At 35.6% G+C, this 20,989-nt stretch carries 21 protein-coding genes; 10 read left to right on the top strand and 11 right to left on the bottom strand.

Going from position 1 to position 20,989, the window contains the following annotated elements; genetic code table 11:
* Nucleotides 1-212: 212 nt before the first annotated feature.
* The 8 genes from OQ292_RS12715 to OQ292_RS12680 all read left to right on the top strand — a co-directional run bounded on the left by OQ292_RS12715 (nt 213) and on the right by OQ292_RS12680 (nt 6,397).
* Nucleotides 213-1,616 (top strand): anthranilate synthase component I family protein, encoded by a 1,404-nt coding sequence (locus OQ292_RS12715; RefSeq protein ID WP_284682510.1) that lies wholly within the window; start codon nt 213-215, stop codon nt 1,614-1,616.
* A 52-nt stretch (nt 1,617-1,668) separates the two neighbouring features.
* Nucleotides 1,669-2,232, top strand: a complete 564-nt coding sequence (locus OQ292_RS12710) for an anthranilate synthase component II (RefSeq protein ID WP_284682509.1) — start codon at nt 1,669-1,671, stop codon at nt 2,230-2,232.
* 2 nt (nt 2,233-2,234) lie between these two features.
* The gene (trpD, locus tag OQ292_RS12705; RefSeq protein WP_284682508.1) at nt 2,235-3,221 is read left to right on the top strand and encodes an anthranilate phosphoribosyltransferase; all 987 of its coding nucleotides are present in this window, start codon (nt 2,235-2,237) and stop codon (nt 3,219-3,221) included.
* A 52-nt stretch (nt 3,222-3,273) separates the two neighbouring features.
* Nucleotides 3,274-3,480, top strand: a complete 207-nt coding sequence (locus OQ292_RS12700) for a hypothetical protein (RefSeq protein ID WP_284682507.1) — start codon at nt 3,274-3,276, stop codon at nt 3,478-3,480.
* A gap of 18 nt (nt 3,481-3,498) precedes the next feature.
* Nucleotides 3,499-4,290, top strand: a complete 792-nt coding sequence (trpC, locus tag OQ292_RS12695) for an indole-3-glycerol phosphate synthase TrpC (protein WP_284682506.1) — start codon at nt 3,499-3,501, stop codon at nt 4,288-4,290.
* A gap of 308 nt (nt 4,291-4,598) precedes the next feature.
* Nucleotides 4,599-5,075, top strand: coding sequence for a hypothetical protein (locus OQ292_RS12690; protein ID WP_284682505.1), 477 nt, complete (start codon nt 4,599-4,601; stop codon nt 5,073-5,075).
* A gap of 10 nt (nt 5,076-5,085) precedes the next feature.
* Complete coding sequence (locus tag OQ292_RS12685; protein WP_284682504.1) at nt 5,086-5,937, top strand: alpha/beta hydrolase; 852 nt, start codon at nt 5,086-5,088, stop codon at nt 5,935-5,937.
* Between the two features lie 58 nt (nt 5,938-5,995).
* On the top strand, nt 5,996-6,397 hold the full coding sequence (locus OQ292_RS12680; RefSeq protein WP_284682503.1) for a hypothetical protein: 402 nt from the start codon (nt 5,996-5,998) through the stop codon (nt 6,395-6,397).
* A 5-nt stretch (nt 6,398-6,402) separates the two neighbouring features.
* Here the strand turns inward: OQ292_RS12680 and OQ292_RS12675 are convergent, their stop codons facing one another.
* The 5 genes from OQ292_RS12675 to OQ292_RS12655 all read right to left on the bottom strand — a co-directional run bounded on the left by OQ292_RS12675 (nt 6,403) and on the right by OQ292_RS12655 (nt 10,788).
* Nucleotides 6,403-7,323 carry a sugar phosphate isomerase/epimerase family protein gene (locus OQ292_RS12675; protein WP_284682502.1) on the bottom strand — a complete coding sequence of 307 codons (921 nt, stop codon included), beginning with the start codon at nt 7,321-7,323 and terminating at the stop codon, nt 6,403-6,405.
* A 63-nt stretch (nt 7,324-7,386) separates the two neighbouring features.
* Nucleotides 7,387-7,914 (bottom strand): GNAT family N-acetyltransferase, encoded by a 528-nt coding sequence (locus OQ292_RS12670; protein ID WP_284682501.1) that lies wholly within the window; start codon nt 7,912-7,914, stop codon nt 7,387-7,389.
* A gap of 107 nt (nt 7,915-8,021) precedes the next feature.
* Nucleotides 8,022-9,170 carry a Gfo/Idh/MocA family protein gene (locus OQ292_RS12665; RefSeq protein WP_284682500.1) on the bottom strand — a complete coding sequence of 383 codons (1,149 nt, stop codon included), beginning with the start codon at nt 9,168-9,170 and terminating at the stop codon, nt 8,022-8,024.
* A gap of 90 nt (nt 9,171-9,260) precedes the next feature.
* Nucleotides 9,261-10,028, bottom strand: coding sequence for a deoxyribose-phosphate aldolase (gene deoC / locus OQ292_RS12660; RefSeq protein ID WP_284682499.1), 768 nt, complete (start codon nt 10,026-10,028; stop codon nt 9,261-9,263).
* 46 nt (nt 10,029-10,074) lie between these two features.
* Nucleotides 10,075-10,788 (bottom strand): GntR family transcriptional regulator, encoded by a 714-nt coding sequence (locus OQ292_RS12655; protein WP_284682498.1) that lies wholly within the window; start codon nt 10,786-10,788, stop codon nt 10,075-10,077.
* 172 nt (nt 10,789-10,960) lie between these two features.
* On the opposite strand from OQ292_RS12655, the gene OQ292_RS12650 reads away from it, so the two are divergent.
* Nucleotides 10,961-11,296 carry a hypothetical protein gene (locus OQ292_RS12650; protein ID WP_284682497.1) on the top strand — a complete coding sequence of 112 codons (336 nt, stop codon included), beginning with the start codon at nt 10,961-10,963 and terminating at the stop codon, nt 11,294-11,296.
* On the opposite strand, the gene OQ292_RS12645 is transcribed toward OQ292_RS12650, so the two are convergent.
* From OQ292_RS12645 to OQ292_RS12620, 6 genes are all read right to left on the bottom strand, one after another.
* Nucleotides 11,221-13,026 carry a DUF6909 family protein gene (locus OQ292_RS12645; protein ID WP_284682496.1) on the bottom strand — a complete coding sequence of 602 codons (1,806 nt, stop codon included), beginning with the start codon at nt 13,024-13,026 and terminating at the stop codon, nt 11,221-11,223. The two genes, OQ292_RS12650 and OQ292_RS12645, sit on opposite strands and share 76 nt — an antisense overlap.
* A gap of 190 nt (nt 13,027-13,216) precedes the next feature.
* Nucleotides 13,217-14,671 (bottom strand): amidohydrolase, encoded by a 1,455-nt coding sequence (locus OQ292_RS12640; RefSeq protein WP_284682495.1) that lies wholly within the window; start codon nt 14,669-14,671, stop codon nt 13,217-13,219.
* Nucleotides 14,672-14,946: 275 nt separating this feature from the next.
* On the bottom strand, nt 14,947-16,431 hold the full coding sequence (locus OQ292_RS12635; protein ID WP_284682494.1) for a PQQ-dependent sugar dehydrogenase: 1,485 nt from the start codon (nt 16,429-16,431) through the stop codon (nt 14,947-14,949).
* Between the two features lie 20 nt (nt 16,432-16,451).
* A complete protein-coding gene (locus OQ292_RS12630) occupies nt 16,452-17,603 on the bottom strand; it encodes a plastocyanin/azurin family copper-binding protein (RefSeq protein WP_284682493.1) in 1,152 nt (383 codons plus the stop codon).
* A 130-nt stretch (nt 17,604-17,733) separates the two neighbouring features.
* Complete coding sequence (locus tag OQ292_RS12625; RefSeq protein WP_284682492.1) at nt 17,734-19,107, bottom strand: MATE family efflux transporter; 1,374 nt, start codon at nt 19,105-19,107, stop codon at nt 17,734-17,736.
* A 182-nt stretch (nt 19,108-19,289) separates the two neighbouring features.
* Complete coding sequence (locus OQ292_RS12620; RefSeq protein WP_284682491.1) at nt 19,290-19,856, bottom strand: hypothetical protein; 567 nt, start codon at nt 19,854-19,856, stop codon at nt 19,290-19,292.
* A 272-nt stretch (nt 19,857-20,128) separates the two neighbouring features.
* On the opposite strand from OQ292_RS12620, the gene OQ292_RS12615 reads away from it, so the two are divergent.
* A complete protein-coding gene (locus tag OQ292_RS12615; RefSeq protein WP_284682490.1) occupies nt 20,129-20,953 on the top strand; it encodes an NAD(P)H-binding protein in 825 nt (274 codons plus the stop codon).
* Nucleotides 20,954-20,989 lie beyond the last annotated feature (36 nt).

Here is a 20,989-nt window from a genome sequence, read left to right as displayed (position 1 = left end):
AATTTATTGGTAATCCTTGCAATTTTCATATCATATACCTTGCTTTGAGATATGAATAAGAAATTAACATATGGATTCTGGTTTTGGTACTGGCACTTACTTATAGCGGGTAAACAGGATCCTATTATATAAATTTTAAAATCATTCGATTAAAAAAGGGCTTTCTGTTTACCAGAAAGCCCTTTTTTATTGATTTCATAAAAAATTTAAATATGTACAAACTTAAAACGACCTTACAAAAAATGCTGGCAGATACATTCACACCTGTCAGTATCTACCTACAGCTAAGAGATCATTTTGTAAATACAATACTACTCGAAAGCTCAGATTACCACGGTAATGAAAATGCCTTCACTTATATCTGTTGCGAACCCATCGCCAGATTCGAAGCAAGTGGTAAAGACATCACCATAAAAACACCAGATGGTATCCAAAATAAAACCATCGAAAACAGAGAAGACGTTTTAGATAGCCTCAACACATTCTCTAAAAGCTTTGATTGCCAGCCAGCTTCAGGTAAGTTTATAGAAAATGGCATGTTCGGTTATATGTCTTTTGACTCAGTACAGTACTACGAAGACATAGATTTTGAAAACAAACCAGAAGAGAAGCTAAACATTCCAGATGTTTTATATCAGGTTTACCGCTACATTATCGCTGTTAACCATTTCAACGAAGAAGTTTATTTAATTGAGCATCAGGTTGAAGGGCACGAAGTACCGAGTAAGACAGAAAAAATAAAAGGTTTATTGACCAATAGAAGTTATATAACTCACTCTTTCAAAACAGAAGATGAGGAAACGACTAACCTCACAAACCAAGAATACATCGACATTGTAAAAAAAGGAATTTACCATTGTCAACGTGGAGATGTATTTCAGATAGTACTTTCTAGAAGGTTTACTCAAAAATATAAAGGAGATGATTTTAATGTTTACAGAGCTTTGCGCTCCATTAATCCATCTCCTTACTTATACTATTTCGATTTTGGTAGCTTCAGAATATTTGGTTCTTCACCAGAAGCACAATTGGTAGTAAAAGAAAACGAGGCTACTATTTACCCAATCGCAGGAACTTTCAGAAGAACTGGAAACGATGAGCAAGATGCAGAATTGGCTCGCAAATTATTCGACGATCCGAAAGAAAACTCAGAGCATATTATGTTGGTAGACCTTGCCAGAAACGATCTGAGTAGAAATGCAGAAAATGTGACAGTAAGTACTTTCAAAGAAATTCAGTATTTCTCACATGTGATTCATCTAGTTTCTAAAGTAACTGGTAATGTAACTAAAGATAGCATTTTACAAGTAGTTGCAGACACCTTCCCTGCTGGTACACTTTCGGGTGCTCCAAAATTTAAAGCGATGGAACTAATAGATAAATACGAAAACATTAGCAGAGGTTACTATGGAGGTTGTATCGGTTTTCTAGGTTTTAATGGTGAGTTTAACTCAGCTATTATGATTCGTTCGTTCCTGAGTAAAGACAATACACTTCACTTCCAAGCAGGTGCCGGTGTGGTTGCTAAATCAGTTCCAGAAAAAGAGCTAGACGAAGTAAACAACAAACTAATGGCACTTAGAAAAGCATTAGAAATAGCCGTTAGCATTTCATAGTGAAAATAGCAGTTTTTAAAATTTTGGAAAGAACATCTCGGATAGCATAAACATGAAATTACTCATTCTCGATAATTACGACTCTTTTACATACAACTTGGTTCACTTAGTTAAGGAATTAGGTTACACACCAGTAGTAAAAAGAAACGATAAAATTGACTTAGAAAAGGTCAATGAATATGATAAAATTTTACTTTCTCCGGGTCCGGGAATTCCAGTGGAAGCCGGCATTATGATGGACTTAATTAAAACCTATGCACCAACAAAAAGCATTATGGGGGTTTGTTTAGGCCATCAGGCAATAGGAGAAAGTTTCGGGGCTAAACTCAAAAACCTCGATTTGGTATATCATGGAATTGTTACCGACACTAATATTCTTGCTAAAGAAGTAACATTCAACGGCTTACCAGAAACATTTAAAACCTGCCGCTATCACTCATGGGTAGTAGACACCAAAGATTTGCCAGATACTTTGGAAGTTACTGCTACTAATAGTGAAGGTGTAATTATGGCTTTACAACACAAAAAATATGATGTAAGAGGAGTTCAGTTTCATCCTGAATCTTTCCTTACCGAACATGGAGATAAAATGCTGTTAAACTGGCTAAAAAATTAATCATGAAAGAAATATTAAATCATCTTTTTGAATACAAAACACTTAGCAGAGACGAAGCAAAAGAAATCTTGTCTAAACTAGCTCAGGGCGAATATAACAACAGTCAGGTAGCTGCTTTTATCACAGTTTACTTAATGAGAAACATTACAGTAAGCGAGTTAGAAGGCTTCCGCGATGCTATGTTGGAATTATGCGTACCTGTAGAGTTTGATGGATTTGATGTAATTGATTTGTGTGGAACAGGTGGTGATGGAAAAAACACTTTTAATATAAGCACATTGGCTTCATTTATTTCGGCAGGTGCTGGAGTAAAAGTAGCCAAACATGGTAACTATGGAGTTTCTTCTGTTTCAGGCTCATCTAACGTATTGGAGTATTTTGGTCACAAATTCACTAATAATATAGATGCACTTAAAAAACAGATGGACGAAAGTAACATTTGCTTTCTTCACGCTCCTTTATTCCACCCAGCAATGAAAAACGTAGCTCCTATCCGTAGAGAGTTAGGTGTAAAAACCTTCTTTAATATGTTGGGACCAATTGTAAACCCAGCTAAACCACAAGCGCAAATGGTGGGTGTTTTCAGCTTGGAATTGCAAAGGCTTTATGGCTATTTATATCAGCAAACTAATAAGAGATTCTCAATTGTGCACGCACTTGATGGTTACGATGAAGTTTCGCTAACTGGCGATTTCAAAATGATTACCAATCAAGAAGAAGCCATCTTATCTCCTTCTGTATTCCATATGGATAAACTAAAACAAGAAGAAATTTTTGGTGGTGATTCTATTGATGAGGCTGCGGGAATCTTTAAAAAAGTAATTAGTAACGAAGGTACAAAAGCACAAACATCTGTAGTAATTGCCAATGCAGCTTTGGCCATACAATGCTATAAACAAATCTCTTTAGACGAAGCAATTGACCAAGCTAAAGAGTCGCTCGAATCGGGCAAAGCATTACAGGTTTTCAAACAATTGACAAATCAATAATTCACTCTTTTTTAGAATATTTATTTAATCATTTATAAATCATATTAATCTCATGACAACATTCGTAAAAGATTTAGAAACGTTCTCAGACCTTGAGAAAACTTACCAACAGAAATACCCAAATGCACAACAAGTTGGAAACTTCTATCACTACTTTGGTATTGATAAAATGATAGATATTATGAATGAAGCTGAAGGCAGAGAAATCTTATTTTTCGTTGAGCCAAGCTCAAATCAGTGTATTTATTCATTTCAGTAATTAAAAATCCAGAACGATTTGGACATACTTGAAAAAATTGTTGCGCATAAAATAGAGGAAACAAGGGCAAGAAAAGAAGCGGTTTCTGTAAAAGAACTGGAAACTTCTGCCCTTTTTCCAAGAGAAACATTCTCATTAAAAAAGCATCTTACCAATACTCCTTTCGGAATTATTGCTGAGTTTAAAAGAAGGTCTCCATCTAAAGGGCTAATAAACGGTACAGCAACACCCGAAGAAGTTACCAAAGCTTATGCTGCGGCTGGTGTGAGTGCAGTTTCTGTACTTACCGATAATGAGTTTTTTGGTGGTAGCACTGCTGATTTAATGGCTGTTCGTAAAGGAATAAACATTCCTGTTCTTAGAAAAGATTTTACAACAGAAGAATACCACATCATCGAAGCCAAAAGTATTGGAGCTGATGCTGTGTTGCTGATAGCGGCTGCGCTAGAAGTGGATACTTTAAAAAATCTGGCTAAACTGGCGAAGAGTCTTAATCTGGAAGTTTTACTAGAAGTTCATAATGTTGAAGAGTTACACGACTATTACAATGAGTTTGTAGATGTTGTGGGCATCAACAACAGAAACTTAAAAACATTTGAGGTTTCTATTGAAACTTCTGTAAAAGTTCAGGAAGAAATTCCGGCTGGTCAGGTAAAAATCTCTGAGAGTGGCATTAGTGCTGTAGAGAATATTCACTATCTAAAAAAATATGGATTTAATGGTTTTCTTATTGGCGAAAACTTTATGAAAACAGCTAATCCGGGCGAGGCTTGCAAGTTATTCTTCGAAGAATTAAAACAAAAAGCCTGAAAATGAACTACATTCCCAAAGAGAAATTCTTATAATTCAATGTGCATTTAAAGGATTTCTCTTATTTTTTTCATTTAATCACTTCCTACTTCTTTCATTCCACTTTACCTTTTTATTAAACAGCAAAACTTAAGCTGTAAAAATCGGGTTTAGCCTATTATCAACATTTCCTGTTTATTTTCAGGGAAAATTATCTAAAAACATAAACCTAAAACCTATAGCATTTTAAGATGTACAGCCGCTTAATTTTATCTAAGTGCTATTTTTTTATTTTTCTATTGCTGTTTTTGTGTAAAAACTCAAATGTTTTGGCTCAGGAAAACACTTTTAAAACAATTAGAGATTTATTTAACGAGGCTGTAAAAGACCAAGATAACAGAGATGAATTTTATAGTTATCTGGAAGATATAACTTTACAAAATCCCACTGTAACTGCTTATAAAGCATCTGCTAAGGCCCTTAAAGCACAAGATGCTTGGAATCCCATCAATAAACTATCTTTTCTAAAAGAAGCTGATGCCTTATTCGAAACTGCCATTGTAAAAGAGCCCAATAACATTGAATTGCGCTTTTTACGCTTTTCAGTTCAGTTTAACACTCCTCGCTGGTTAGGAATGAGTGATGAATTAAATGAAGATAAAAATGTGATTATTGCCTATATTAACGACTACAAAAAACTAAACATTGATGATGGTGTCTTAAACTGGATTCAGACTTTTATGATTGAATCTGGTTATTGCACAGAAAGTGAAATTGAAACAATTCAAGCAGCAAAAACAAACTAACCATATTATAATGAAATACACTTCACGTTTTTTTAAAACTCACGCATTATTAATCACACTATTCTTTCAACTTCTATATCTTGAAACCAGTGCCGCTAAAGTAGATACAGTAAATGTATTTAGCGATGCAATGCAGAAAGAGATTAAAATTGTTACCATTATTCCAGATAGCTACACAAGCGGAAAGATGTCTTATCCAGTATTGTATCTATTACATGGTTACAGCGACAGTTACAATGGTTGGCCAAATAAAGTACCTCATACAAAAGACCTTGCAGACCAATATAATATGATTATTATTTGTCCGGATGGAGGTTTTAGTAGCTGGTATTTTGATAGTCCAGTAGATAAAAAATTTAAGTACGAAACTTTTATAGCTACTGAATTAGTAAACTGGACAGATAAAACTTTTAGAACAATTAAAGACAGAAAAGGCAGAGCAATTACCGGCTTGAGCATGGGAGGCCACGGTGGACTTTTCTTAGGCATTAAACATCAAGATGTCTACGGAGCAGCAGGCAGCATGTCTGGCGGAGTAGATTTAAGACCTTTTCCAGAAAACTGGGATATAAAGAAAAGACTAGGAAGTTATGCAGAATACCCGGAACGTTGGGAAGAAAATAGTGTAATCAACCTTACTCATTTGCTTTCTAATGATCATTTAAAAATAATCTTCGATTGTGGTTCTTACGATTTCTTTTATCCGGCAAATGTGAAATTGCACGAGAAGCTTTTAGAAAGAAACATTCCACACGATTTTATTTCGAGGCCGGGACACCATAACTGGGAATATTGGGGAAATGCTATTTTGTATCAGACCCTCTTTTTCCACGAATATTTTGAGAAAAGTAAAGAACAATAAATAGAAACTCCCCAACTTCTTCTAGAGAAATTGGGGATTTTTTTTTAATATCTATATTATGCCTATACATCCAATAGATGCATCATACAATCATATAATAAAAAATTCAATAGAAATTATAAACTGGTATTTACAAGATGAAATAACTGCATCATCAAAAGATAAAATATCACTTGAAACTTGGCATTTAGCTAAATTAAGCTACTTACTAAATGAATATTTACTTTATAAAAATGATTTATCCACGACATATTGGCGAGAAATAAGAAAATCATATCTAAAAAAGGCAGATTTTATTCAAATTTTACATCACAGAAGTGGATGGGAATTTTTAGCTCATGCCTCATTAGAAAATAAAATAAGAGAAAATATATTTACTGAATTTGACAAAATAGAAACCAAATACCCCGATGTAATTGAAAAGTATTTCAATAGCTCACTTTATAAACAAAGTATTTAAAACTATCACAACACTAAAAACTGACTCAAATAATTTCTGGCAGTTAAAATCGCACTTTTTATATCTTCTTCTGAACCTTCGTAGGCTTTATCTTCTACTTCTATACATACCGGCCCTTTATAAGCAACATCTGTAAGTGCCGCAAAGAAACTACCCCACTTCACATCTCCTAAGCCCGGAATTTTTGGCGAATGATACTCCAATGGATTTGCCAAAATCCCAACCTCATTCAGCTTATCTCTATACACTTTTACATCTTTTAGGTGAATGTGATGCAAACGATCTTTAAACTCATAAATCGGCTTTATTTCGTCCATTTGCATCCAAACTAAATGAGAAGGGTCATAATTTAAACCAAACATGGGGCTTGGTATAATTTCAAACATCTTTCTCCATACAACTGGGCTAATAGCCATATTTTTACCTCCTGGCCACTCATCGTTGGTAAAAAACATTGGGCAATTTTCTATAGCCAGTTTTACATTATTTTCTTCGGCTACTTTTACTATTGCAGGGAAATGCTTGGCAAACTCTTTAAAATTATCGTCTAGGTTTTTAGAAGGATCGCGACCTATAAAGGTATTCACTACCGGAATATCCAACTTCGCTGCTGCCTTAATTACTTCTACAATATGCTCACGGTAATAGGCTGCCTTCTCTGCATCTGGGTCTAACGGATTTGGATAATAGCCCAAACCTGAAATAAATATTTTTTTCTCGTCGAGTACCGATTTAATTTTTGCAATTCCATCGGCATCGAGCTCATTTGTATCTATGTGAGTCACTCCTGCGTATCGGCGTTCGGCTTTTCCTTTCGGCCAACACATCATCTCCAAACAAGAAAATCGATGTTCAGAAGCAAATGAAACCACCTCTTCAAAACTCTTTTCAGCAAGAATGGCACTTACAAATCCTAGTTTCAGCATGTTTTATGTATTTTGATAGTAGATTTAAATTAGTTTTTTCATTTCATGATCTCGTTAAATATATTAATCTTCCACTGGATTAGCAGGAGATTTTAGAATAAGCTGATAAAAAGACAAATCGAGCCATTTGCCAAACTTGTAACCTGCGTGTTTTATAGTTCCGCAAAACACAAAACCTTCTTTCTCATGCAGTTTTATGCTTCCTTTATTTTCAGTATCAATTCCTGCTACAATCATATGGTAGTTTTGTTCTTCTGCTTTATTTATGATTTCTTGAAGAAGAATTCGCCCTAAGCCTTTTCCTCTGGCATCAGATCTCACATATACAGAATGTTCTATAGAATATTTATAAGCCGGCCAATCTCTAAAGGGGCCAAAAGAGGCAAAACCAAGGAGTTTGTTTTCGGTATCAAAAGCACCAATTATCGGATAGTTACCTTGCTTTTTCTTGGTAAACCAAGTTTCCATAACATCCAATGTGCGTGGCTTATATTCGTAGAGCGCAGTTGTATTGAGTAAAGCTTCGTTGAGAATTTCAAGAATTTCTGGTAGTTGTTCAGCTTCACATTGTTTTAATGTAAAATCCATCATTACTATGTTTTAAATTCGACATTCAAACTTAAAAACAATAAAAGAAACCTGCTCGTCAATTTGAATATCTGGGCAGGTTTCGATTTATAATGACAGTACTAATTTTATCAAACAGTAACCCAAGCCTGTTTTTTATTAGACTCAATTATTTTATCGCAAAGTAGTAATTCTCTCAAACCATCTTCGAATGTCGGGAATAATGGATTTTCAGGTTGTTTACCTTCTGCAATTGCTTGATATACTTCTCTAAACATTTGTTTTGAAGTATCTGGGAAACCTTCGTTGTGTCCACCAGGGAAAGAGATTAACTTAGATGCTTCTGGGTGGAAATTTGCTGGGTCTCTTAATTTCACCTCGTTGTTTCCATCTCTCTTGCCAATCCACAATTCGTTTGGCGATTCTGAGCACCAAGCAAAGTTTGATTCTGAACCAGAAATCTCCAAACTCATTCTGTTTTTTCTACCTGCAGAAACCTGACTTACAGTTACGACACCTTTGTTTCCATTATCGAAGCGAAGCAATACTGTAGCGTAATCTTCTGTGTTGATTGGCACATCGGCATAATCTTCTGGCTTCAATATTTTACCAGCATAAGTTTCTACTGGTTTTAAAGGCTTTTTACGCACTTTGTGCACTGTACTGAAATCAGCCATTACACTCGTAATTTTTAAGCCAGTGATATATTCTAAAGCATCAATTAGGTGAGAACCAATATCAGCAATTGCACGAGATTCACCTGATTGATCTGGCTCTAATCTCCAGTTATAATCTGTATTATAGAATAACCAGTCTTGCAAGTAAGAACCAATTACTGAATAAATTTCTCCTAGTTCGCCTTTTTCGCGCATTATCTTCATTTGTCTCACTAAAGGATAATAGCGGAGGTTAAAATGAACCGCGTTTACTAGTCCAGTTTTCTTTGCTAATTCAACAAGTTCTTCAGCTTCTTCTGTTTTGGTTGCTAATGGTTTTTCGCAAATAACATGTAGACCTTTCTCTAAAGCAGCTTTTGCCATTTCGTAATGCAGAAAGTTAGGCGTACAAATATGCACTGCCTTCACATCTTCCTTTTCAAGCATTTCATTAAAATCTGCGTAACCTTTAGGAATACCCAAATCTGCTGCTTTTTGTTTCACTTCATCTTCTACAGGATGGCTAATTGCCACTACTTCAATATTCGGAGTTCTACGCAATGCCTCAATGTGAGCAGGACCGATAAAACCTACACCGGCAACAGCCACTTTAATTTTTTCCATATTTGTTCTTCGTTTTTAAATTTCCTGTGCTCAATATAACAGTTCAAACTTTTCTTAAAAAATATTGCCTAGCTCAAAATGGAAAAAATCTTAATAACCATTGTTATTTGATTTCTGTGAATCTGCCAGAGCCTGTTCATCTACCTCGCCACCGAATCTTTTTTTAGCTTCTTCTAAAATTGAAACAGTAGCTGAAGCACCTAATCGGCTAATGCCTAATTCTTTTACCATAAGCATTTCGTCTAAAGTTCTTACCCCACCGGCAGCCTTTACTTTTACTTCTGGCGCACTGTGTTTTCTCATTAGTTTAAGGTCTTCTACTGTAGCGCCTGTGTAAGAATATTTGCCATCTGCTCCTTTTACCATACCATAACCGGTAGATGTTTTTACATAATCTGCCTTTACTTTGCTACAGATTTCACAAAGTTTGATTTTGTATTTGTCTTCTGGCAAAAAGTCATTCTCAAAAATCACTTTTAGTATAGCTCCATTAACATGAGTGGTTTTAGCAACGGCATCAATTTCTCTTTCTACATATTCCCAATCTTCGCCTAAAACTTTTCCAATATTCACCACCATATCGATCTCTACAGCCCCATCTTTACAAGCCTGTGCCGTTTCTTCTACTTTAATATCTATTGATGAATTACCATGAGGAAAACCGATTACAGTCCCCACTAAAACATCAGAACCTTTGAGCCATTCTACTGCTTTTTTTACAGCATAAGGTTTAATACAAACCGAAGCCGTATTGTATTTTGCGGCTATTTTACAGCCCTCTTCCATCTCTTTGTCTGTCATTGTAGGATGCAGCAAAGAATGGTCAATCATTTTTGCAAGTTCAGTTACTTTGTCCATTTTTAAAAATTTACAGGTTGATATTAATTAAGTGATCTTGTGGGTTTTAAGAAAAAACATTCCCTATTGCATAATTACTTGTGTTACACAAGAGAGAACTGAAAAGGAAAAAGTCATTTCTACTAGTACCATACTTTCTGTATATGTGAAGTAAAGCCGATTTTTCTTCCATTTGTAGCATGTGTGCATGTTGCTTATCGGCTTGTATAGCTTTAATCTGTTGATCTACAGAGGTTACTTCTATATGAAACTTGCTGGCAAGGGTTCCAAATAGTGAGTTGTTCTCAAAAGAAATAGCATCAAATCCTTCTAAAATATAATCTGGAATCCATGTGTATTCCAACATTACAGGCTCTTGGTTTACGAATCTTAGTCTTTTTAAAAAGTAGCACCCACTTTGCCTTAGGTTTTTAGGGATAGGATAAAAAAAATCTTCTGGCCAATCAAGTAAATGTTTCCTTTCTAATATTCGGGTTTCTACTATTTGCTCGGTGTTACTCAATACTTCTGTAAAGCCTTTAAATGACAATAATCCCAATGTTCGCTGTTGATTTGCGACTATACTTCCTTTTCCTCGATGCTTATAGATATACCTTTCTTGCACAAGGGTATTTAGTGCTTGTCTTACTGTAGGTCTGGTTACTTCAAATTTCGCACATAATTCATTTTCTGATGGCAGTAAATGACCTTCAACATAATTTCCAGTTATGATATTTTTCTTTAAAAACTCATAGACTACTTTATACCTAGGCGCTTTCATAAGTATTTATTTGAGGAACAATTTACAACACTCAACTTGTATATACAAGTTAGTTATTAATTTTGATTCCTATTTAGCTTTTTGAACATTTTTAACTACATTTCCGAAAAAGTAATCAATCAAAATTCAGAAATTATACTGATTAAAACAGATAGCTATGCCCAGATGCAAAATGAAAAAAGGATTTTTTGTGCTGAGACAATCTGATGAAATGTGCCCTCCCGGATCTACATTCTCATCTCAAAGTTATTACTGTGATCAGTGCCCATACAGATCATTAGATCATGATGAGTATGAAGAGTACGATGACTATGAAGACTCTTATTGGGAAGAAGATAATAATAATGCTGTAGCAGGTGCTGCCATGTGGTATTACGCTACCCGCGATAACCTACATGAGAGCACAAACTTTGATCCTTTTGATGAAGCAGACTATTCTGCAGTTGAAGCTACTGGCGAAGTTTCTTTTGATGACGAAGGTGATGATGATAGCTTTTTAGACAGTTGATCATCAACCTCTTTTACAACTTTCTTTTTTGCAGGAGCCAGAATTTTGTTTAGGATATTTAAGGTAATTAAATAGGTTGGTCTCACGCCTATCATCCCCAAACTCCCTGAAGCTAAAGTACCACCTGTTACCAAAGGATTATCCGATGCGTAATAAGCATAGTGCAATTCCAATTTTTCTGGATTAATACTGCTACGCACATAGGCAGCAGACTGAATCGCTTTTTGGTAGTGAGCTCCTTCCATTTCAAGCCCAATCGCCTTCCAAGAAGAATTTTTGAAATAGTCGAGCACATCTTTATTCTGTAAGGATGTACCGAGTACCGTTACCATTGGCCCCTTACAAACATGTACTCCTGCTTCCTCATAATCTGCTATTTGCTGTTTGTTTTCAAATGGGTAATTATCTGCTGTGCCTTCAAAAACATGGGCTGTTGGCAGCATAATATCTCCTTTTCCACCAGTAAGAATCCCTGCCTTACCCATAACAGAAACAGAGACCACTGGTAATGGAATTTCTTTACCATCAATTTCAAAAGGCTTTAAGAGTTCGTCCATCGTTTCATATGCTTGTTCTCCAAAAGCATAATCCATCACGATTATTACTGGGCGCTCTTTTTTTAGATATTCTTTGTCAATTTTTAATTCAGATGCTAATGCTTTTACATCCATCTTGGCTGTATCGAAAATCTGAACATTGAGGTTTGTTCCTGATTCATCTTCGATAAAGATCATCCCATGTTTGCTGGCATAATCGCTAATTTTCTTTTGTAGGCTTCGGTTTTCTTCTTTGCTAAGTTCCAATGCCATTTGAGAAATACTTCTGTCTTTATCAGCCTCGGTTAACACTTGGTATGCATATAATGAGTTCATTACACTATGCATATTGGCACTTATGATATGTATCGGGCGATCAAGCAGATGATATTCTAATAAATGCTTTTTGATATTTGTTGCCCAAATCTCTCCATAGATATGGTGCCCTACCTGCTCGCGTAATGTGGGTGTAAAGCTTATTTCTCTTTGCTTGTTATTTTCTGCTTCTTCTTGGGCAATTTTACCTAACCAGTAAATTACATGGAACAATCCGTTGTTTCTGCTTTTGTTTTCACAAAATCGAAGGTAGGCATTTTTAGTTTCTTCAAAAGTTCTCCCTAAAACATTGCTCAGGTACGAAAATGCCATATCTCTGTTTTGCTCATCAATCTTTACTTCACCCTTTACAATCTCTTCGAGCTTTTTCCAATCACGCATTTTCTCTCCCTTCTCGTTCATAGAATGCCTGTATATTTTATTGGCCTCTACATACAGAAAAGTAAGATGAGTAAGAATATCGTATATTTCACTTCTACCACGAGTTACTTCAACCAACATCTGGTTTTTATCTATGCGGAAGCAGTTTCGTCTTCTCTTTGCCGGAATAATGTTTTCGAAACTGGAACTATCGTAACCTTCTTCAGAAATTAACCTCACATAACGACACTCTTCTATTCCTCTTGGCAAACGATCTATCACATACACCAAACCATCTAATTCCACCTTGTGGTCGTCTGCCATAGAGCCATAAATCTCTGGACTCAATGTATGCAATGCTTCTACTATCTCCTGACCTGACACACCAGAAGGTTTATAATGACCTCTGTTAAATAAATGACGCATTACAATATACAGCCTTTCAATTGCTGCTCTGGACTCTTGTGCTCTGGTTCTGTTTGGAAATAGTATACCCATATATTTTGATTAGTTAAACATTAATTTTTTACAAAGTACGGAATTTATATTGGATTTAGTAACAACATAAGGTCTAAAAGGGTTTGCAGAGGCTTTTAAATAATATTATTGACTATGGTATAAAGAAAAAGCCTTGAGTTTTGTTTAACCCAAGGCTCACTAATGTATTTAATAAAGTATATTGAATTCCCTAGTTTCTGTAATCTAGAGGAGGTTCTCTATCACCCAATAAAGCCTCATATTTAAAATCTGTACCCGTTTTTTCTTCAAATTCTTTTGTTGCTTCTTCAATCACCTCTGGATTAGTGAAAAGATCGTAAGCTGTAAGTGTTAAAGTTTTTGCCGCTACAATCATCCCTTTTTTACCAATAGACATACCACCAGCAGCTACTGCCTGCCAACTATGTGCAGAAGTTCCTGGAACCCAAGTAGCAGTACCTAAGCCAACTGTTGGCACTACCCAGCTAATATCTCCAACATCTGTAGAACCTGCTCCGCCACCACCTAGCTTAAATTCTGAAATTTTAGCAGCATTTTCTAATGGTACTTTCTTGTTTCCGAACGATTCTGCAACCTTTTCGGCAAAAGCAATTTCGGCATCATTGTAATGAACTCCTCCTACAGTTACTAAGTTATTGTACATTTTCTTAGCCAATATTTCATTTGGTAGTAGGTTATACACACCATGAATTACTTCGTATTCCATTTTTGTTTCTGTACCTAATGCTGCACCTTCAGCCGCTTTTACAACTCTTTCCCACATATCTTTCACTTCTTGTCTTTGTGGGTGTCTTACATAATAATATACTTCTGCAAAAGCAGGAACAACATTTGGAGCCTCGCCACCACGAGTAATTACATAGTGAATTCTCGACTTCTCATCTACGTGTTCACGCATCATGTTTACCATCATGTTCATAGCTTCAACAGCATCTAAAGCTGAACGGCCTCTTTCTGGTGCACCAGCCGCATGAGCCGCAGCACCGTAAAATCTGAATTTAGCCGATTTATTGGCTAATGATGAACTTGGGCTTGCTCCATTTGCTGAAGACGGGTGCCAGTGTAAAACCGCATCTACATCATCAAATAAACCGGCACGAACCATATAAACTTTACCTGCTCCACCTTCTTCAGCTGGAGTACCGTAAAAGCGAATTGTGCCAGAAGTACCAGTACTCTCTAACCAGTTTTTAATGGTGATACTTGCAGCTATAGATGCTGCTCCAAATAAATGGTGGCCACATGCATGACCTGCCACTTGACCTTCAATTGGTGTTTTTACTGGCGTAGAGTCTTGAGCTATTCCTGGTAAAGCATCGTATTCACCTAAAATACCAATCACAGGCTCTCCACTACCCCAAGTTGCTACAAATGCTGTAGGAATTCCTGCTACACCTTTTTCAATTTTAAAACCAGCTTCTTCTAAAGTGCTACTTAGCAATGCAGAACTTTTCGTTTCTTGATAACCCATCTCTGCATAACCCCAAACCTTAAGCGCAATATCAGCGTACTTTTCCTGATCTTTCTCTACTTCTGCTATTAAAGCATTTTTCTCTTTTAGCACTTTTTTACTTTGCGCATAAGCTGATTGAAGCATACCAAGTAAAACAAATAGGCACACTCCTTTACTGAAAATTTGTCTCATGTATTTGTCTTTAAATAATTGTGATTGTTGTAGTTTAATATAATGATATAGCTATAGGAACTATAAGCTTCTATAGTTTTTAGATCAAAAGAATTTTAAGCACTTAAAATCTGGAAAATTGAATCCAGAATGTCTGTGTTGATTTTGGTAGGGTTAAGAATTCTTATTACCAGAAGCTAATATAGCTTACTGAAAATAAGGAAATAAAAATCCATTATTGATTCTTATGGAGTCAAAGTTATGATAATCCGATTTGATTTTAAAATTTCTAGAATTTAATTTCTCAGTCGATTGAGTGTGTAATAGAGATGATTGTTAACCAAAGAGTCTCCATCTGCAGCAGCCATGTTATTTATTTCGAGGTCATAAACATAACCCGGTTTTAGCGTATCGAGCTCTACAGTAGTTGTTTTGCTTTCAGGATTGTAGTTGATAGCTTGTATTTTCACATCCTGCACATCGGTTTGAGGTGAACCATATCTTCTATGATATTTGTAATAATATCTTTTGAATTTAAAGTTTTCCGGATTTTCAGCTGCTTGCTGAGACATTTCTTTGGTAAAAGTGAGCTGAAAGCCTTTATCTGTCAGACTCATATTTAGCACATCGGTTGGTACTTTACCCGTATAAATAAGTCTTTGGATACCTTCGTCACCTAACCAGCCGTGGTCATTTTGCCCAATCCAAAGGCTACCATCGGGAGCAAAAGCCAGTCTATTATTTCCTTTTCTTAATCCGATAGAATCTACCAATGCCACACAAGCTCCTTGTAATTCACCATCCACTTCTTCTAACATCACACGCATTACATATTCGTGATCCATCTCTCCTACTAACAACTGTCCGGCAAATGGCCCGAACTTTCCTTCGGTTCTATCTACTAAAGGTTGTGTGGGTGAATTAGCCATTATACCATGAGGAAAAAGTACTGCTGCTGGTTGACGCATTTTGTTAAGCACTGCTGGAGGGAGTTGCAAAGGATCAACATCTTCAAAACCCTTTTCCCAAACCAAACCTGCCGGATGCCCATAAAACTTTCCTTTTTTAATGTGGAACAATTTACTTGTACCTAACCAGTCACCTTGATTATCAGTCACAAATAAATTTCCTTCATCATCTACTTCAAGTCCATTTGGAGAGCGAACACCACTTGCAAAAGGTTCTAGTTTTCCAGTTTCAATATCTAAATGCATAATCCAACCACGATAAGGCACTGCCGAGTACATTCTCCCCGGTCTTCCATTCGGATTATATTCACCTCTTTTTTCGTTTCTTACACCTGCTCCATTAGAAGCTGTATTTAAAGTGATATAAAAATCTCCTTTTCCATCTGGTTCTGGTCCAAAAGCAAACTCATGGTAATTACCAGACATGCCAAAATCATCTGTAATGGTTTCATACAAATCTGCCTCGCCATCATTATCTGTATCTACCAACTTAGTTAACTCAGGTCTTTGCATCACCCAAACCTCATTATTACTTATCGGATATATACCTAAAGGATCGTGTAAACCTTTAGCAAACACTGTCCATCTTTTGCTTTTAGGATCATATGTCATTACCTCGCCTAAATGGAAACAAGCTATTAATCTGCCATCTGGTAAAAAAGCAATACCTCCGGTTTCAGCACGTAGCCCCGGAGGAGTGGCTATAGTTTCTACTATATAAGATTCCGCTGGCAAATCCACTACATTTTTCTCCCCACAAGAAACTAATAGTATACAAAGGACTATAATTGATGCAATACTTTTGAAATTCATTTTGGATGGATAGTTATTAATTAATGTTGATGGTGCTGCTGGTGAATACTTGTAAAAGTAACTGAAAATAATTTAGCTTCTTCAGGAGAAAGTTTAATTATTCCTCCTTCTTCAACTCCTTTATCAACCTGAACAGTTACTGTTTTATCTTGAGGTAAACGGAAATATAAAGGCTCATCAGCATGAGAAGTTTCATACTGAATCTTAATACCTGCATCTTCTGTTAATGGTAATACTTTTTCTCTAAACATCACCTTCCCAAGTGTATAATTGAATTGAGGAAAACCTTGTTTATCAATCTGATATCCGTTGAAATCTGGCATCATTAAACTATCTGGCGCACCAATGCTAAACGGAAATTGATTGGACCTTTTAAAGTAAATATCTCCTTTTATTTCTGAAAATGCATTTCCATTACCTTTCCAATGAGCCGTATTATCAACAAATCCTCCTTTCCAACTATAGCGCAACATGCAGTTAGTTGCATCCCAACAATAAGAATGTTTTGCAGACATAGCCACAGCAATAGCAGCCGGACTACACTCTGGCATAAATGTTCTGTAAAACATTGGATAAGTCATTAGATAAGGGTGTGGAGAAGCTAATTCTTCCTGAAACTCCGATGTACGTTGGTTTTCAGGAATATTCTCATCTGTTTCTAATGGAGGTAAAGCATCTGTAGTAACATACATTGCCCCATACATTACAAAACCATGGCCAGGGTATGTACAGGCATATGGATAAACAGCTTCTTCTTCTGGTGCTGTAAATTCTAGTGTTTGAGTATCTTCAATCTCCAGAATTTTAGTATTCCATAATACATCTTCAGACTCAGGAATATAATTTTTTGCAGCACCACTACCCCCCATCATTTGGGCTTCTCTCACTACAGACTCTCGCTTGCCTGGTCTTGTGAAAACCATATTATGGGCCATATCATCTGTATTTTCAAATATAATCCTGATCTTTTCGCCAGGCTTTACTGCAAATCTTACGATATCATATTTTAATCCTGCAATCGCTTTTATTCGAATCTCCCTAAAGTCGTCTTTTTGTACATCTAAATTAATATTTCTGGCTGCTACCAAAAAAAATAAAGCGATTATAGCAAAAGATAAGACAGATTTAAATCGGAAGGATGCTGTTAATTTATTGGTATGTTTACCTGACATATGCTTTTTTAGTAAATAAACTTTCTTTCCACACTGTAATTTAAAATTATACAGAATTGAAATGAAAGCGATGCATATCCCAAAAAAGATTAACAGTTTCTGGTTCGGTACATCATACTCATGAAGAAAATCAGACAACAGCCTGTTTCATTGTATTTAGTTTAGAAAGTCGATTTGATAACAAAAATAATAGCACTACTATTAAAAATAGGTCGACAATTGGCGCGCTAAAAAACACTCCTCCTAAACCGAAATATTTTGGTAATATCAACACAACAGGAATAAACAAAACTACCTGTCTGGAAATTAACACTACACTTGCCAACTTTCCTTCTCCCATAGACTGATAAAAGGATATCCCACAGAAATAAATAGGTAACACAGGCAGTAAAATCACCATTACTCTGTAAAACATAATATATTCTGCACTGAGAGAATTATTAGGCAAAATGATAGAAAGTATGCCTTCGGGAAATATCATTAATGGTAACCAAACCAGAGACATTAAGATGGAAGCACCTGCTGTAAATTTGATAAAAGCCTCTTTAACTCTCAAGTAATTTTCGGCACCGTAATTAATACCAACTACTGGTTGTAATGCCTGAACAAAGCCAAATACAGGAACAATTGTTAGCATTACAATTCTGTAAACTGCTCCCATAAAAGCTATATCTGTCTCATTGCCATAATAGGCTACACTTTTAAAAACTGCCGTTTGTTGAATAAAAAACATCAGTTGCAATAGCATAGCTGAACCTCCTACAGAAAGTACATTGGGCAAAATACTGAAATCTAGAGAGATGCTTTTCCACTGAGCATTGTAAGCTCCTTTTCCCTTTGCAAAAAATCGAATGTTTAAAAGTGAGTATGTTAACATAGCGACATTGGTAGCCCATGCAGCTCCGGCAATTCCCATATCAAAAACCAGAATAAATATTGGGCAGAAAATCATGTTTACTACGGCATTCAATCCGGCATAAGTCATAGCCTCTTTTAATGCTCCTTCTGCCCTTATAAGCATGTTGGTAGAAACAGAATAAACTCTAAGGAAAGTACCAATAATTAACACACGGTAGTAAATAGTACCATATGCCACAACTTTTTCGCTACCTCCTAAAAAAGCGATCAACTCTGATGCATAAATGTAACTTGGAATGGCAATAAGCATCGTAACTATCAAGCTCATTGCATTCAGATTACCAAAAATCTTTTTAACTACTTCGGTATCGTTTGCTCCAATAGCTCTGCTTAATAATGAAGATGAACCTACACCAATCATTACAGAAAATGCTCCTGTAATCATTAAAAGAGGAAATACTAATGAGATAGCGGCTAAAGCATCTTGATCTATAAATTGGCCAACATACACTGCATCTACAAAAGTATTTATTGCATTTACAGACATGCCAATAATACCCGGAGGCGTCAGTTTAAGCATGAGCTGCCACATATCTTTACTAAGAATGTCTTGCTTATTGTCGTTTTTGCTGCGGGCTTGAGACATAAAAAAATTAAATAGCTTGTGTTGTTTTTATAAAAATACTCGATTTAGCCCATTAATATCTTTCTAATGGTACCTCCGGCATTCTTCCTGTTTAAATGGTGCGATAGTAATAAAAAAGTATTGTGAGAAGATTTTGTTTGTAGGATATCAAACGAAGTAGATTTATTACCTAGTTAAGTTGCTTAACCAATTCGTCTAATTATTAATTCATCTACTATTCTACAGAAAATTAGCGGTTTCATTGTACGCCAATTATCAATTTCTAGATTTCCACCAAAATTAATATACCAGTCTATGTTGTATTTAGACCATTCGTCTTGCACAAAGTCTCTAAAGTTTATTGCAGCAATCCAACCTTCTTCGACCTCTTCAAACCATTCTTCATAGTAACTATCATCAGAACCGTGGAAGTTTAGGACGTTTTCACCAATTAGAATAAATCGGTTTATTCCTTTCTTTAAGAGATGGTCTATTACATTTCTTTTAAAGAACATGATGTCGTTATTCAATGCATCATTCCACTCTCCCAGCATCTCAATTACTACAACTCTTTGGTTATAATCAGCAAAAAGGATTTTTATGTACATGGTTTCAGAACCCATATAATCCCAATAAGGATGGATGTAATAGCCATAAATATCATTCGTGTACTCCATGATTTCGTACTCTTTCCCAAAGAAGGGAGAGTCTTCATCACGAGTAACACTATAGTATTTTTCCCATTTGTAGTATGGCTCTATTTTGTGCATGTTGAACGCAATTTATTACATGTGCTGGTGTTTATCCTTTACAAATATATTGAAATCAGCAGTAATTGTTTTGTTAAAACCATAGATACTTCTTTCAAAGTTTATTAAGAAGTTACAAGGCTAATTATTCCTGTTTAAAGTTACTTTTTATCGAAAAGGTTTTTTGAGAGCAGTATTTTTATAGCTTTACCCTGAACATAAATAAGGTAAATTAATTAATAATAACATTAAGTTTTGCCTAACCAATTAAAGACTAAATTAAGTTTTTACCTATGAGAATTAGTATTTTAGGCGCTGGATGGCTTGGTCTGGCTTTAGGAGAATACCTTGTAAAAAAAGGCTACGAGGTAAATGGAAGTGTAACAACTGCTTCAAAAATTGAGATTTTAAAGTCAAAAGGAATTAATCCTTTTCACTTTGGCCTAAATCCGGCACCAGAACCTAAAGGTGTAATTGAAAAATTTCTTGACGCAGATGTAATTGTAATCGGAATACCTCCATCGAGAAAATCTGATGATATGGATACCTTCCATCCTGCGCAAATGAAAGAACTCACTAAGTATATGTTGGAGGGAGAAATTAGAAAAACAATTTACATCAGTTCTACTTCGGTATATCCATCACCAAATAAAGAAGTAAAAGAATCTGATGCAACCAAGCCAGATGTTTTTGTAGGAAACCCAATGGTACTGGCAGAAAGAGTATTAAGACAAACTGGCCCTTTAGATACTACTGTATTGAGAGTTGGCGGACTTATGGGTTACAATAGAATTCCCGGAAAATATGCTTCGGGTAAAAAAGATTTAGATAATGGTAACTCCCCTGTAAATTTTGTGCATCGAGATGATGTAATCGGTGTAATTGAGCAGGTAATTGAGCAAGGAAAATGGAATAGAGTATTCAATGTCTCCGCTCCAGAGCATCCATTAAGAAAAGATTTATATCCAGAAATGGCAAATAGATTTGGTTTTGAACCACCAGTTTTTAACTATTCTTCTCCTGCCGATTATAAAATTGTAAATACAGATAAACTGGCTATGGAACTTAAATATGAGTTCAAGTATCCAGATCCGTTTACATTCTATTATGAACTGTAGAGTATGAAAATCTGAAAAGATTCTTTAAAAATTAAT

The sequence above is a fragment of the Chondrinema litorale genome (genome assembly GCF_026250525.1).
GTDB lineage: Bacteria > Bacteroidota > Bacteroidia > Cytophagales > Flammeovirgaceae > Chondrinema > Chondrinema litorale.
The sequence above is the reverse complement of the archived record's forward strand: the minus strand, read 5'-3'. Positions and strand labels throughout refer to the sequence as shown.